Origin of the sequence: Phenylobacterium sp. (genome assembly GCF_030697925.1) — a bacterium.
Lineage (GTDB): Bacteria > Pseudomonadota > Alphaproteobacteria > Caulobacterales > Caulobacteraceae > Phenylobacterium.
In genome coordinates, this window is the sequence record NZ_JAUYOJ010000028.1 from 1 (window position 1) to 14147 (window position 14147).

Sequence of the window (14147 nt, forward strand, 5' to 3'; positions counted from 1 at the left end):
CACGGCGGAGGACGGCGAGCAAGGCGTCGAAGCCGTCCTGGGCGGCGACTTCGACCTCATTCTGATGGACATCCAAATGCCGCGGCTCGACGGGATGGAAGCGACGCGACGCATCCGTGCGTCCGCCGGTTCCGCAGCCTCCACGCCGATCATCGCGCTGACGGCCAACGTGCTGGCGCACCAGTGCGAGAGCTACCTCGCCGCCGGCATGGACGGTGTCGTCGGAAAGCCAATCTCGCCTGCGATGCTCCTGCGGGAAATCAGCCGGCTGGTTGAGAACACCCCGACGACGAGCGAGCACCAGATAGCTCACACCGTCGCGCGGTAAGTCGCGTCCCTCCGACGACCAAGCTGCGCCCCCCTTCCCGACCTGGCGTCTTGCTATGGGCCCACCTCGTAGGTGCATCGTGAAGTACGCTCCCGCATTCGAGTTGCGCGCGGTCTTCCGGGACGGAATTGGATAGCGGCGTTGCGCACGAGCGGCGCGCAGTAATTCTGCCCAAGAAGAGAAGGCGCTACCAGCGCCCCGCGGCGTCGCCGCCCCAACTTCGGAGGTGGCCAGACACCGATGAGTATCCCCCGCAACCGCCGGCACCGCTGGAGAACATCAACCTTGCGGACGAGGTCGATGTGCCAAGCCCGCCGATCGAGACTTTCTTTGTTTTCCGCTCGGATCGAATCTTCCACATCGTGATCGACGAGCGGTGGTTCCCTTGGGGCAAGCCGGCGATCTCGGTCGAATCGCTGCGTGAATTGGTCCAGGCGCTGACCGAGGTGGAGATCTGGCTCGAGCGCAAGGACGCCTCGGATCTGAAGCTCGAACCTGGCGCGACCGTGCCGACGCGCACCTACCCCAGCCCCGTGCTGTCCCAGTAGATCAGCTTGATCCTATCGGCCCGCTTGTCGCGGAAGACATGGACCGTCCCGGAGAACGGATCGGCCGCCATCTGCTCGCGCACCAGCCCCGCCAGACCCTCGGCGCCTTTACGGAAATCCACCGGCTTGGCCGCCACCAGCACCCGGAGCGCGCCCGCCGGAGCGATCACCGACCTGCCCGCAAGGCGCCGATCACCGCCACCGCCATCGCCATCCTCGCGTCGGCCTCGCGGCCGATCCGCACCCGCGCGCCTGGCAGCTCGATCTCGATCGCGCCGCCGCCAACCTGGGGCTCTTCCTGGTCCGCCGGATCCTCGACCACGACCTGGCGGCGCGCCTCGCGCCGCCAGGTGAACAACTGCGTCTTGGCCAGACCGTAGCGCTCCGACACCTCGCCGACAGACGCTGCATACCTCCTGGGCCCTGAAAGGACGACGCCTTCAGGCCCGATGCCGGCAAGGCGCGGATAAGTTCGTCCCGCAGATTGACCTCTTTGCAAAGGATCGGCATTGCCAAGGCGGCGACACATAATTAAGAACGCCTCGCAATATCAGTCGCATCTGGAATCTTGAGGGGCTTCGTGGAAATTCGGCGGAAGACGGGCGTGCAAGCCCGCGGTAAGGCGTTCGTTATGCTCCTGATGGCGGGCGGGGCGAGCTTGGCCCTGCCGTTCCAGGCCGCCGCGGCTGATCTGGACCTGGCGATGGTCACGGCCGCCGCGGCGGCGGAGATCTCGGGCGTCACCGTGTTTGGGCGCAAGGATGATCGGCGCACCTCCACCGCCACCAAGACCGACACCCCCTTGAGCGACGTGCCGCAATCGATCACGGTTATCGGCGAGGCGTTCATGGCGGACACGGCGATGCAGAGCATGGCCGACGTGGTCCGCTACGTTCCGGGGGTGACCATGGGCCAGGGGGAGGGCCATCGCGACGCCCCGACCATACGTGGCAACGCCTCGACCGCGGACTTCTTCGTCGACGGCGTGCGGGACGATGTCCAATACTACCGCGACATCTACAACGCCCAGCGCGTCGAGGTGCTGAAAGGCCCCAACGCCATGATCTTCGGCCGCGGCGGCGGCGGCGGGGTGATCAATCGGGTCACCAAGCAGGCTAGCTGGGACCCCTCGCGCGAAATCCACTTGGAGTACGGCTCGTACGACCATGAGCGAGTGACCGCTGACCTGAACCAACCGCTGGGCGATCGCCTCGCCGGGCGTTTGAACCTGCTCTACGAGGACTCTGGGAGCTACCGCGACCATGTGAGCCTCGAGCGCTGGGGGATCAGCCCGACCCTCACCTTCACCGCCCGCGACCGGCTGACCCTACGGGTGCTCTATGAGCACTTCGAAGACGAGCGGACCGTCGACCGCGGCGTGCCGTCTGTGAACGGCCGGCCGGCGCGGACGTCGCGCTCGACCTTCTTCGGCGCGCCGGACCTGAGCTATGCCGCGGCTGAGGTCGACGCCCTGAGCGCCACGGTCGAGTATCGCCTCAGCGACAGCTTGGTGCTTCGCAACCACACCACCTTGGCCCAGTACGACAAGTTCTATCAGAACGTCTTCCCCGGTGGGGTGAACCCAGCCCAGACGCTGGCGAGCCTTTCGGCCTACAACAACCCGTCGCAGCGCGAGAATCTGTTCAACCAAACCGATCTAGTCTGGAAGACGCAGACCGGCTCGGTGAAGCACGTGGTGCTTGTCGGGGCCGAGTTCGGCCGCCAGGAGACCGACAATTTCCGAAACACCGGCTTCTTCGGCAACACCGCCACCTCGATCAACGTCCCGCTCGCTGCGCCCACGATCTTTGCGCCCGCCATTACCTTCCGGCAGAGCGCCACCGACGCCGACAACAATGTCGTGGCCAAGGTGGCGGCGGTCTATGTCCAGGACCAGATCGAGCTTAGCGCGCAATGGCAGGTGATCGCTGGGCTGCGCTTCGATTCCTTCGATCTCGACTTCCATGACAAGCGGACCGGCCAGCGTCTCAACCGCACCGACGACCTCGTCTCGCCCAGGGTCGGGGTGATCTACAAGCCGACGGACCCGATCTCGCTCTATCTCAGCTATTCAAAGTCATTCCTGCCGAGCTCCGGAGACCAGTTCGCCTCGCTGACCGCCACGTCAAAGACCCTCGAGCCGGAGGCATTTGAGAACTATGAGGCCGGGCTGAAGTGGGAGATCAATCCCAATCTGATGCTCTCGGCGGCCGTCTACCAGCTCGACCGCGACAACACCACGGCGCGCGATCCGCTCAATCCTTCGGTCACGGTCCAGACCGGCAGCCAACGCACCAAGGGCTTCGAAGTCGGTGTTTCTGGCAAGATCACCGAAGTCTGGGAGATCGTTGGGGGCTACGCCCATCAGGAGGCCGAAATCACCAGCGCCACCGTGGCAGCCCCGGTCGGTCGTAAGGCGGCGCTGACGCCCCAGAACACTCTCTCGCTGTGGAACAAATACCGGATGGCTGACGCCTGGGCCGTGGGTCTGGGCCTGATCTATCAGGGCGAGATGTTCGCGGCGATCGACAACGCGGTGACCCTGCCGAGTTTCACCCGCGTCGACGCCGCCGTGTTCCATGACCTGACAGAACACGTCAAGGTTCAGGTGAATGTCGAGAACCTGCTCGATGAGGACTATTTCCCGACCGCGCATTCCAACAACAACATCACTCCCGGCGCGCCTCGCACGATCCGCGCCTCGCTGACAGCGAGATTCTAGGCGACAAGCCCATCTGGCGCACGGCCTCGAGCGCGCTGAGCCTGCGCCGTGCCGGGCGATCAGTCGCTCAGCTCACGAGCCAGGCGCAACTGGCGCGAGAATGCCGCAGCCAATGTTCGGAACCCGCCCTATGCGCCTGCGTTCGAGGGGGCGGCATGGCGGGCGTTATCGCAGGTTGGTGGGTCGTATGGAGTTCGAGTTTCGGGTGCTTGCGGTGGACGCTGACGATAAGATCTGCGTCCTGTTGAACAACTTGCTTGGAGATCGGGGTTTCGACGTCATGTGCGTGTCCACCCCGGTGGCGGCATACAGGGCCGTGGACCAAGAAGCCTCGACGCTGCACGCCCTCATCGTCGACATAGACGTCGGTGGCGGGAGGATGGGCTTCGAAGTCGCGCGCTATGCGAGACGACTGAACGGGGCGATCCCCGTGATCTTCCTCTCCAGCGCTCACCATGACTCGGTTGAAAAGTTCGGCGTCCCCGGCGCAGCCCATGTGGCCAAGCCGTTCGACCCCGGCCTCCTCGTCATGATCCTGCGGGAGCTGGCGGCGGAACACACCTAGCAGCGTCCCGAACGACGGCGCCCCGATGATGCGTCCCTCGGTGACGTTCTGCGGGCGAGCCAAGCCATCCGAGGACGGCCCGGCCCCTACGTCCTGGCCGTCAACGTGCGCGAGGATGGCCTCTTGACCGGCCGGCTCCTGCGAGCCGTACGACCGCCAACTCCGAGGCGTTCCCCATCATGCGCTACTCACCCAGGAGGGTGGTCTGCCAACCCGCCCCGGGCGCTTACCGTCGAGCATCACGAAGACGCACCCGAACCCCCACGCGCGCATCGGGGCCGCTGAGGCAGGCGGCGACTCCCGAACTGCTGCTCCAGCCACGCCGGTCGTGACGGCGAGGCGATGATGAGGAGCCATGGGGATGGACGCGGCAAGACCTGACAGGCGGGAGTTGAGCACCACCCGCAAAAGGCGAGGCGCGGGAGGCGTCAGCCATCCATAGATCATTTATCGTTTTGGGTGGCAGCGCCGCGACTCGCGGTCGGCGAAATCTCCCTGATTTTGGTCAATCGGGCCGGGATGGAAAGCATGCGACACCCCCTGATCTTGCTCGTCGACGACGGACCGCTTGTCCGGATGGTGACGACGTCCGCGCTCGCGGAGGAAGGGTATGACGTTGCGGGCGCCGATGGAGCGGACCATGCGCTTGAGGTTCTCCGCCGGCGATCCGATGTGGGCGTCCTGTCTACGGATGTGAACATGCCAGGCCGCTTCGACGGACTGGGCCTGACGCGCCGCGCGCATGAGCGCTGGCCGAAGGTCCACATCGGGTTGGTCAGATCACGCAGGCGATCAATGGCCTCTGCGGCCGGGTCGGAGCATTGGGCCCGCGTTTTCCCCGACACCCTCGCCGTGACAAAGGGACGAAGGCTCGAGTTCGACGAAATTCCAAGCATGGATTGGCTTTCGGCCTACAATCGGCATCTGCCGAGCCACGTGCGCGGCGAGAGACCGTGGTGCCGCCCTATCGCGCGTATATCGTGAAGCCCAATGGGCGAGCTGAATTCGTCGAAGAGTTCCTGTGCCCGGACGATGACGAGGCGCGCCTACGCTTCGGCGTGCTGGCCGAGGGCGCCGCCAAGGCGGAGCTTTGGCAGAACGGCCGGTTGGTCGAACTCATCGACAGGAAAACGCGCTAGGCGTGCGGATGGGTCGCTCGCCTCGCCGCCTGTTGGCCAAGGCCCATCCGTCGGCGCCATTCACGACCACTCGCCATGTCCGTGTTGTCGGCTGCCAAACTTGCCCCCGCGACAACCCGCCGCATCCGTCCTTCCCCAGGGCGTTTCGACACAGCCACCTAAAGGTCGGAAATCTCGCCAGAATCCGTGGCGTCGAGAAGGCGCCCAACTCGTAGTCCGCCGGCGGTCCGGCACGCGCGCCTATGTCTCCATTCTGCAATAATTTACTACTGTCAGAACAGGTGAGGCGGCCAATCCCACTCGGAAGCCACTTGCGTCATGCGGTCCGCGAGCGAGCCGAAACAGGCCACCCGCCACGCTTCGCAAACCCAGAAACGGAACTCAACTTATGCCGCCGCGCGACGGTAGATCGATCTGCTCCGAACCGAGCCACCTCTACGACGTCCAAGGCCGCCGCCAGATCGGCGCCCTGCTGGAAGGCTGGCTCGCCCGCAATCTGGCCACGCCGTTCGAGCTGATCCATCGCCCTGATCTCGTCAGGAAGCTTGTCGCGGCGGGCGCAGAGCTGCAGCACGCCATGCAGAAGGTGGCGGTCCCGGCGGCGCTGGCGCGAAAAACCAGCGTTCACGAGATCATTCGCAGCTTGCAGCGCGTTGTGGACGAGGCGGTCGCGACCCTCCTGAGAGACGACAAGCAAGGCCGCCTTCCGGAGATTGAGCGTGGGACCTTCGCCCAGGTCTGCATCGACCTGCTCAAGACGCCGGACGGGCGGTATCTGTTGGGCGCCGGCGTAGCCCGCGGGCTCGCCCAGGCCGAAAGCTGGAACGCCAAGGTCCAGGTGGTGCTCGACCTGTTGGCCGAAGCCCCCACGGATCCTGCCGCCCGCGAACTTGCGCTCTCGGTTCTTGAGCAGCCGATCAGCGAGATTCTTGGCTCCGATGTTGGCTTGGCGAGCGTCGTCGGCCAAGAACTGGATCGTGGCGGACTGGCCCTGGCTCTGATCCGCTTGGCCCATGGTCAGGTGGTCGAGGCTGTGACGAGGCTCCACCCGTCGCTGGCGAGCGAGGCCTCGCCGCCGTCGGAGGTCGCCGCCGGCGTGATGCGATGCCTGGATCAAGGTATGTTTCCCGAGCTGCGGATCGACCTAGGCAAGCGGGTCCTGCGCGAACTTCAGGCGCCGGGCCGCCTGCGTCCCGATAGCGTCGCAGCTGAGATCGAGCTGACGCGGGTCCTGGCTGTGATGCTCACGGCCTCGGCCGGGGGGAGCCTGCCGGACGACGAGGTGCGCGACGCGATCGTCGAACGCTCGCGGCGTCTGGTGGAACCCGGCTTCATCAATACCTTGCTCGAGGGGGTGGCCTCACCGCTGGCCGAAGGCGCCGCTCTGCTCCTGGTGCTGGAGAACGTCGCCGGAGACGCCAACCGCCTTCGTGCGTTTCGCCTTGTCGAAGCGAACGTGACCTCGGCGCGGTTCTCCACGGAGACGCTGGATCCCGCCAATGGCCCCGAGACCATGATCCTGGACCTCGCGCGCTTCTATCGTCGCATCGCCCGCGCCGGCGCCGGCGTCGCGGGGGCCGAGCAGCTCTTGACCTATATCGGCGAACTCGCTGGCAGAATCGATCAGCGCCACGGCGTGATCAAGGGATTGACGAACGCGTTGATGCCGCGGCCCAAGAAGCTCGAACTCTTTCAGCGGATGGCCAGCGGCGAGACCGCGCCGCCGGGCCCCGTCGCTGAACAAGCGAGCGCCGCCACAAGGCGGCTCGGCGTTCAAGGCGGCCCCAGGGTCGACTAGGACATTTCCCCACCGCAAATCGCCTGGAAACTTGGTTTTCGTCGACAGCCAGGGAAGGGCGTCGATCACGCCGCGAGCCGCGCCATCGGCCTTCGGTTGTCGACGCAAGCGACGCGTACCTAGCCAGATATTAAGTGAATGAGCGCCCCGTCAGCATCGGCCCGCGCTGCACCGAGAATGTCGACTGCGTCGGTCGGTGCGCCAAACAGAAATAGACCGGTCGGTAGCCGCATGGGTTGGGCGATGAACCGCTGGGCGGCCTGGCGTATCGCTTCAGCCCGCGCGGCGCTTGTCGTCACAGGGAGCACGCGCGTAGCCGCGCCGCCGACCCGGCCGGCCGGGTCGGGGCCGAGGCCGTGGCCGTGGCGAACTGGCCGGCGGCGACCGCGATTGCATGACGGCCAAGCCGGGCTGAGGGGTTCCGCAGCCCGGTCCGGTGTTGGCGCCTGTGGCCCCGCGACACGTCGCAAACCCACAATGGGTAGTGGGTCCAGCAACAGCTAGTAAAAGTTGAATCGATTGCTATCGGCTCAGCGCGCGACGGTCTAGAATCGCTGGCGCCGCGACCGTCATGGGGCAGCCATGATGCAGCGGACTTGACCCGCTGGCGGCGAGGCATTGAAGGCGGCTCTGGCAAGGCCTTGGTGAGCCACGGCGGCTGAGTCGCCTCCGCGACGCCCCCTGCGGGTCCTGCTGGCGCCTGCCATGAGGCACGATGCGTGACACCGCGCAGAGCGCTCCCTGAGCGGTCACCTCGTTCAAGAGGCCTCTTGGTGTTGAACTGGAATTGGCATGCGGGCAGAGGGGCGATGGAGGGGCGAGGCGGACACGGGCAGGGCGCGCGCGAAGGCGGTCCTGATCGTCCTGTTGTGGCAGATCGCGGCGATCGGCTCGATCGGGACGCCGACGATCGCGGCTGAGGTCCTACCCGAGGACCTCAGCCATATGTCCATTGAAGACCTGGCCAACATCGAGATCACGTCCGTCGCGAAGCGGCCGGAAAGCCTGAGCAATTCAGCGGCGGCAATCTACGTCATCACCCGGGAAGACATCCTGCGCTCGGGTGCGGCGAGCCTTCCGGAGGCTCTGCGCCTGGCGCCGAACCTGACGGTCGCCCAGGTGAATGCGCGCAGCTACGCCATGGCGGCGCGCGGCTTCAACGCGTCACAAGGCTCCAACAAGCTGCTCGTGCTGGTCGACGGGCGCAGCGTCTACACGCCGCTCAACGCCACCGTCTATTGGGACGGCGTGAACGTGCTGATGAGCGACGTCGAGCGGATCGAGGTGATCAGCGGGCCGGGCGGAACGCTCTGGGGCGCCAACGCCGTCAACGGCGTCATCAATATCATCACCCGCGGCAGCGGCGACAGCCAGGGCGGCTTGGTGGAGGTCAGCGGCGGCGACCTGCAACGCAACGCCAGCCTGCGGTTCGGCGGCGCGCTCGGCGACAGCGCGACCTATCGCATCTACGCCACGGGTTTCGACCGCGATGCGGCGCGAACGCCGACCGGCGCCAGCGCCGGGGATGGTTGGCAGGGCGGTCAACTGGGCTTCCGCGTCGACGCCGACGCCGGGAAGGACGCCTACACGGTCCAGGGCGACGCCTATCGCGCCACCGTCGACAACGACCCCAGGGGCAAGCTCTGGGGCGGCGACCTGCTCGCCAGATGGACGCGCAGGCTCGACGACGGCTCCGGCCTGGAGCTGCAGGCCTATTACGACGACGCCGAACGCTCGCTGCTCACCCTGCGGGATTCGGTTCAGACCTTCGAGGTCCGCGGACAGCACAACCTTTCGCTCGGCGAGAAACATCAGGTGGTCTGGGGGGCGGGCTACCGCGTGACCCGGGAGAGCCTGGTCAACAGCACCAACATACTGTTCCTGGTCCCGCCGCGCCGCGATGTGGGCCTGGGCGACATCTTCGTGCAGGACGAGATCGCCTTGCGCCCCGATCTGACCCTGACGCTCGGGATCAAGCTCGAGGACAGCAGCTATTCGGGAACCGAATACCTGCCAAGCGCCCGCCTGGCCTGGCGGCCCACGGACAGCGCCATGCTGTGGGGGGCGATCTCCCGCGCCGTGCGCACGCCCAGCCGCGTCGACCGCGATCTGGTGGCGCCGGGCATCCTGGTCGCCGGGCAATTCCAGTCGGAAGGGCTGACCGCCTATGAGGCGGGCTATCGCGGCCAGCCGTTAGATCGGGCGAGCCTGTCGGTCTCGCTGTTCTACAATCGCTATAGCGACCTTCGCTCGGCGGAGTTCGTATCGGGGGGCCGCCTGCCGATCGTGGTCGCCAATGGCATCGAGGGAAGCACCTACGGCGTGGAGGCCTGGGGAGCCTACGATCTGAACGACGACTGGCGGCTCAGCGCCGGGATCAGCACCCTGCACAAGGATCTGCGCCTCAAGCCCGGCCACACCAATGTACCGGTGAGTTCCTTCGGGCTCGACCCGGATTACCAGGTTCAGCTGCGCGCACAGGGAAGACTGTCGCCGGCCACAGACCTGGACGTCAGGCTGCGCGCCGTCGACAGCCTGTCGAACGACCCGACGCCGGCCTATGTCGAGGCCGACGCGCGGCTCGCCTGGCGCCTCACCGATTCCGTCGAGCTGTCGCTCGACGGCCGCAACCTGCTGGACGCCTCGCACCGGGAGATCGCCAGCGGCGCCACCGTGCGGGAGGTGCGGCGTAGCGTCTCCGCCGGCCTGCGGTGGAGGTTCTGACCATGAAGCAATCGCGCGCGCCGTCACGATGGGTAGGGGCTGGTTCGGCGCTCCTGATCGCCCTTGCCACGGCCACGACGTCCCGGGCGGCCAGTCCAACTGAGAACGGTTCGCTCGAATACGCTGTGAAGGCGGCCTATCTCTCCAGGCTCGAACCGTTCGTCCAATGGCCGGCGGCTACGACGACGTCCTCTTCCGGCGCAGTCATCCTGTGCGTTGTCGGCGCCGATCCCTTCGGCGGGCTGCTGGAACAGGCTCTGCGCGGCCAGCAAACCGGCCGCCCGATCGTGGCCCGCCGTCTGGCGAAGGTGGACCGTGAGACCGGCTGTCAGATCCTCTATGCCGCCGGTTCGGATACGCAGTCGGTGGCCGAGGCGCTGCGCGCGGTGCGCGGCAAGCCCGTGCTGACTGTGACTGACTCGGCCAGCGACGCCGGCGCCGGCGGGATCATCCGGTTTGTCATCAAGGACAACCGCGTCCGTTTCGCCATCGACGATCAGGCCGCTTCCCGGAACGGCATCCTTATCAATTCGAAGCTCATGAGCCTCGCGGTTTCGGTGAGGCCAAGGCCGTAGGCGGCGCAAGCATGGCCATGTGGTCGGCAAGGACGAGCGGCGTGAGGCAGATACCTCTCGTCGCATCGCTGTGCGCCGTCTCGCTGTTGGTCGTCGGCCTGGTCATGGGGGCCTACAATGAGAGTCTGTATCGGACTCAGAAGATCCGGGAGGTCGAGGTTCAGGCCCAGGTCGTCGCCGCGAGCCTGACGGCGGCCCTGGCTTTCGACGACATCCCGACCGCGCGCGAGTATCTGGGCGCCCTGCGGGCCAATCCGGAGGTCGAGGCCGCCGGCGCCTATGGCGCCGACGGCGACCTGCTCGCCAGCTACGCGCGCACCCGCGACCAGCCTCTGCCTTCCAGAGCGCCGGCCCACGGCGCGTCCTTCGAACACGACCGTCTGGTGGTGGTCGCGCCGGTCATCCAGAGCTCGGCGCCGTTGGGCTCCATCTATCTGAGGACACTCACTGAGCCACTCGCCAGGCGGATCGTCCGATACGCGGGGATCGCACTGTTGATGGTCATGGCGTCCCTGGTCGTGGTGGGGCTTGGCTACGCGCACGCGGCGCTGCGGAAGGTGAACACCCAGCTCACCGACCGGGCGCAGGGCCTGGCCGAGATCGACCGCGCCAAGACGAGCTTCTTCTCGAGCGTCAGCCACGAGTTCCGCACCCCGCTGACACTGATGCTGGCGCCCATCGAGGGCCTTCTGGCCAGGCCGGAGCAAGAGATCTCGGCGAAGAACCGGACTCTCCTGGAGGTCGCCCATCGAAACGCCCAGCGCCTCTTGAAGCTCGTCAATACGTTGCTGGATTTCTCGCGCATCGAGGCGGGACGCACACAGGCCGTCTACGAGCCGACCGATCTGGCTGCCTTCACCGCCGAGCTGACCAGCAACTTCCACTCGGCCTGCTCCCAGGCCGGGCTCGCGCTCGGTTTCCAAAGCGATCCCGGCCTCACCCACGTCTATGTCGACCGCGACATGTGGGAGAAGATCGTCCTCAACCTCGTCTCCAACGCCTTCAAGTTCACCTTCGACGGACGGATCGCCGTGTCGCTCCACAAGGTCGGCGAGGCGGTCGAACTCGCTGTCAGGGACACCGGCGTGGGCGTCGAGGCGCACGAACTGGCCAGGATCTTCGAGCGCTTCCACCGCGTGGAAGGGCAGCGGGGGCGTACCCACGAGGGCACCGGGATCGGGCTGGCCCTGGTGCAGGAACTGGTCAAGCTGCACGGCGGGACGATCCGGGCCGAGAGCACGGCGGGCGTGGGCAGCGCGTTCATTGTCACCATTCCCCTGCGCGAAGCCGACCCGACCCCAAGCGCCGGCCCCCGCCGTCGGCCGGATTCGGCGCCCGCCGCCGCGGCCTATGCTGGCGAAGCCCTGCAATGGCTGCCCGACGCCGAGGAAATGGCGCAGGCGGTGGCCGGTCAGGCGCCGCTCGCGGCCGCCGAGGGCGGTCGCCCCCACCTGTTGCTCGCCGACGACAACGCCGACATGCGCGCCTATGTGAGACGCATCCTGGAAGAGGGCGGCTACGACGTACGCGCGGTGGCCACCGGCGAAGCGGCCCTTGCCGAGGCCAGGGCGGGTCCGGCGCCCGACCTGGTGGTCACCGATGTGATGATGCCCGGCGCGCTCGACGGTTTTGGTCTGCTCAAAGCCCTCCGCGCTGATCCCGCCACCGAGTCGGTTCCGGTGCTGCTGCTCTCCGCCCGCGCCGGCGAGGAGGCCCGGGTCGAGGGGCTGGAGGCAGGAGCCGACGATTACATCGTCAAGCCGTTCGGGGCGCGCGAGCTGCTGGCCCGTATCGAGAGCGCGATTCGGCTTGCCCGCCTGCGGCGCACGGTAGCGGCGCGCGACCAGGAGCTGGAGACCGCCCGGGCTCAGGCCAAGCTCCGCCTGGCCATGGACGCTGCGAAGATGGGCGAGGTGGTCTTCGATATCGCCGCCGGCAAGATCGTCCACACTCCGGGCTTCGCGCTGTTGTTCGGCTACCCAGGCGATCGGCGGCTATCCCTCGGCGATGTCGAAGATCGATATCATTCGGAGGATCGAGAGGACGTGCTGGCCGCCAAAACCGTCAAGAGCGGCTTGCATGAGTTCATCGAGGTCGAGCATCGGGTGATCTGGCCGGACGGGTCGGTGCGCTGGCTGGCCGGGCGCGGCGACGTCAAGCGCGACGCCTCGGGCGCGCCGATCGAAGTCACCTCGGTCTATATGGACGTGACCGAGCGCAAGGGCGCCGAGGGGAGGCAACGTCTGCTGCTCGACGAATTGAACCATCGGGTGAAGAACACCCTGGCGACGGTGCAGTCGATCGCCATGCAGACCGAACGCAATGTGGAGTCGGCCGCGGATTTCAGCGAGGCGTTCCAGGGGCGGATCGCGGCGCTGGCGCAGGCGCACGACCTGTTGACGCTCAATTCCTGGGAGGGGGCGACGCTTGCCGATGTCGTCGCGCGCACCTTGGCGCCCTACGCCGCCATAAACGGAGACGGCGCCCCCAGGGTGGCGGCCACCGGGCCCTTGGTCACACTGGGCGTCAACGCCGCGGTGACGCTCAACATGGCGTTCCATGAGCTCGCCACCAATGCTTCGAAGTACGGCTCGCTGTCGGCCTCGCACGGACGCCTGGATGTGGATTGGACGGTGGACCGGTCGATCGATCCGGCGGTCGTGGAGATCGCCTGGATCGAACAGGGCGGCCCGCGGGTGGAACCGCCCCGACGTCGGGGCGTCGGATCGAGGTTGGTCCAACAGGGGCTTGCCCGAGAACTCGATGGCGAGGTCGACGTCCAGTATGACCCCGCGGGCGTGCGGTGCCGCATCCGCCTACCTTCGTCGTCGAAGGTGTCACTGGGATGAACCAAAACCAGATGATCCTCGGGGGGCGAGGGCTTCGCCTGTTCGTGGTCGAAGACGAGGCCTGGATCTCCATGCTGCTCGAAGACATGCTGTCCGATCTGGGCTGCACCGTGGTGGGCGTGGCCGGGACCCTGGCTCAGGCGCTCGGTCGCGTCGATGAGATCGCCGAGACCACCGACGGCGCGATCCTGGATGTCAACCTCGGCGGCCAGAAGAGCTATCCGGTGGCCGATGCGCTCTCGCAGCGGCGTGTTCCGTTCGTGTTCTCGACCGGCTATGGCCGGGGAAGTCTCGATGAGCGTTACCGGCAGGTCCTGACCTTGGCCAAGCCGTTCCAAACGAAAGACCTCGCCGAGGCCCTGACGGACATCCGTGATCAGGCCGCCAAATCCGACCACGCCATCTGAACCGGTTGGGCGCCATCAGACCGAGTTGAGGCCCCGCTTCAGCGCTGATCAGCACCCGCCAACCCGACGAGACTGAGGTCCACACCAAAATTGGGTCCGCCAATGTCGAATATTGTCCTGCGACATTAGATGTTCGGCCCCGACTTTGGTGGTGCATTACTTTCCGAGGGTTGAGTGGATACGCCAAGGACAGGCCCAGGAGCCGAGCCGCTTCCTCCGTCCGTAGGAAACGTGGCGGAGATGCTGGGAGACCATTTCTCATAACAGACCTCCTTCTCGAGTGCGCCGCGAAGGGCGGCGCTTCCGGGCCCGCCATCAGGGTGGATGCAGGGGTAGGGGTCCACTCCCTTGGAGACGGACATCTCGCCACGTAGAGACGCGTCCCTGAGACGAACAACAATCGCCCCAGGGACCGCAGGCCTATTGAGGCCGCACCGCCGTCATTTCGCCGGCTCCACCGGCGAGCTTGAGATCGAACGCGACCTTGTCGCC

General features: G+C 66.5%; 13 protein-coding genes. 11 read left to right on the top strand and 2 right to left on the bottom strand.

Features of this window, described 5'->3' with window-relative positions; translation table 11 throughout:
- Both Q8Q88_RS03520 and Q8Q88_RS03525 read left to right on the top strand, forming a co-directional pair.
- Positions 1-328: response regulator (locus Q8Q88_RS03520; protein WP_305673816.1), on the top strand; the 328-nt coding region annotated here is incomplete at its 5' end.
- A 128-nt stretch (positions 329-456) separates the two neighbouring features.
- Positions 457-876 carry a hypothetical protein gene (locus Q8Q88_RS03525; RefSeq protein WP_305673817.1) on the top strand — a complete coding sequence of 140 codons (420 nt, stop codon included), beginning with the start codon at positions 457-459 and terminating at the stop codon, positions 874-876.
- Here Q8Q88_RS03525 and tnpB read toward each other — a convergent pair.
- Together tnpB and Q8Q88_RS03535 are read right to left on the bottom strand one after the other, a co-directional pair.
- Positions 849-1046, bottom strand: coding sequence for an IS66 family insertion sequence element accessory protein TnpB (gene tnpB, locus Q8Q88_RS03530; RefSeq protein WP_305673818.1), 198 nt, complete (start codon positions 1044-1046; stop codon positions 849-851). The two genes, Q8Q88_RS03525 and tnpB, sit on opposite strands and share 28 nt — an antisense overlap.
- A complete protein-coding gene (locus tag Q8Q88_RS03535) occupies positions 1043-1267 on the bottom strand; it encodes a hypothetical protein (RefSeq protein WP_305673819.1) in 225 nt (74 codons plus the stop codon). Before Q8Q88_RS03535 ends, tnpB begins: the two co-directional genes overlap by 4 nt.
- 213 nt (positions 1268-1480) lie before the next feature.
- Here Q8Q88_RS03535 and Q8Q88_RS03540 point away from each other — a divergent pair, with 213 nt between their 5' ends.
- The 9 genes from Q8Q88_RS03540 (at position 1481) to Q8Q88_RS03580 (ending at position 13655) form a co-directional block, all read left to right on the top strand.
- On the top strand, positions 1481-3598 hold the full coding sequence (locus tag Q8Q88_RS03540; protein ID WP_305673820.1) for a TonB-dependent siderophore receptor: 2118 nt from the start codon (positions 1481-1483) through the stop codon (positions 3596-3598).
- Positions 3599-3728: 130 nt separating this feature from the next.
- Positions 3729-4163, top strand: a complete 435-nt coding sequence (locus Q8Q88_RS03545; RefSeq protein ID WP_305673821.1) for a response regulator — start codon at positions 3729-3731, stop codon at positions 4161-4163.
- Between the two features lie 576 nt (positions 4164-4739).
- Positions 4740-5147 (top strand): response regulator, encoded by a 408-nt coding sequence (locus Q8Q88_RS24670; protein WP_371129806.1) that lies wholly within the window; start codon positions 4740-4742, stop codon positions 5145-5147.
- Positions 5120-5302 carry a hypothetical protein gene (locus Q8Q88_RS03555; protein ID WP_305673823.1) on the top strand — a complete coding sequence of 61 codons (183 nt, stop codon included), beginning with the start codon at positions 5120-5122 and terminating at the stop codon, positions 5300-5302. Before Q8Q88_RS24670 ends, Q8Q88_RS03555 begins: the two co-directional genes overlap by 28 nt.
- A 586-nt stretch (positions 5303-5888) precedes the next feature.
- The gene (locus Q8Q88_RS03560) at positions 5889-7100 is read left to right on the top strand and encodes a hypothetical protein (RefSeq protein WP_305673824.1); all 1212 of its coding nucleotides are present in this window, start codon (positions 5889-5891) and stop codon (positions 7098-7100) included.
- Between the two features lie 792 nt (positions 7101-7892).
- Positions 7893-9824 carry a TonB-dependent siderophore receptor gene (locus Q8Q88_RS03565; RefSeq protein WP_305673825.1) on the top strand — a complete coding sequence of 644 codons (1932 nt, stop codon included), beginning with the start codon at positions 7893-7895 and terminating at the stop codon, positions 9822-9824.
- A 2-nt stretch (positions 9825-9826) separates the two neighbouring features.
- The gene (locus tag Q8Q88_RS03570; RefSeq protein WP_305673826.1) at positions 9827-10399 is read left to right on the top strand and encodes a YfiR family protein; all 573 of its coding nucleotides are present in this window, start codon (positions 9827-9829) and stop codon (positions 10397-10399) included.
- Positions 10400-10440: 41 nt separating this feature from the next.
- Complete coding sequence (locus Q8Q88_RS03575) at positions 10441-13248, top strand: ATP-binding protein (protein WP_305673827.1); 2808 nt, start codon at positions 10441-10443, stop codon at positions 13246-13248.
- Positions 13245-13655 (top strand): response regulator, encoded by a 411-nt coding sequence (locus Q8Q88_RS03580; RefSeq protein WP_305673828.1) that lies wholly within the window; start codon positions 13245-13247, stop codon positions 13653-13655. The genes Q8Q88_RS03575 and Q8Q88_RS03580 overlap by 4 nt, the downstream gene beginning before the upstream one ends.
- Positions 13656-14147 lie beyond the last annotated feature (492 nt).

What these genes read in the sequence shown, in the direction of transcription:
- Q8Q88_RS03545 (WP_305673821.1), top strand. Translation starts at nt 3,729, where the DNA reads ATGCGCCTGCGTTCGAGGGGGCGGCATGGCGGGCGTTATCGCAGGTTG.
- Q8Q88_RS24670 (WP_371129806.1), top strand. Translation starts at nt 4,740, where the DNA reads ATGGTGACGACGTCCGCGCTCGCGGAGGAAGGGTATGACGTTGCGGGC.
- Q8Q88_RS03565 (WP_305673825.1), top strand. Translation starts at nt 7,893, where the DNA reads ATGCGGGCAGAGGGGCGATGGAGGGGCGAGGCGGACACGGGCAGGGCG.
- Q8Q88_RS03570 (WP_305673826.1), top strand. Translation starts at nt 9,827, where the DNA reads ATGAAGCAATCGCGCGCGCCGTCACGATGGGTAGGGGCTGGTTCGGCG.
- Q8Q88_RS03580 (WP_305673828.1), top strand. Translation starts at nt 13,245, where the DNA reads ATGAACCAAAACCAGATGATCCTCGGGGGGCGAGGGCTTCGCCTGTTC.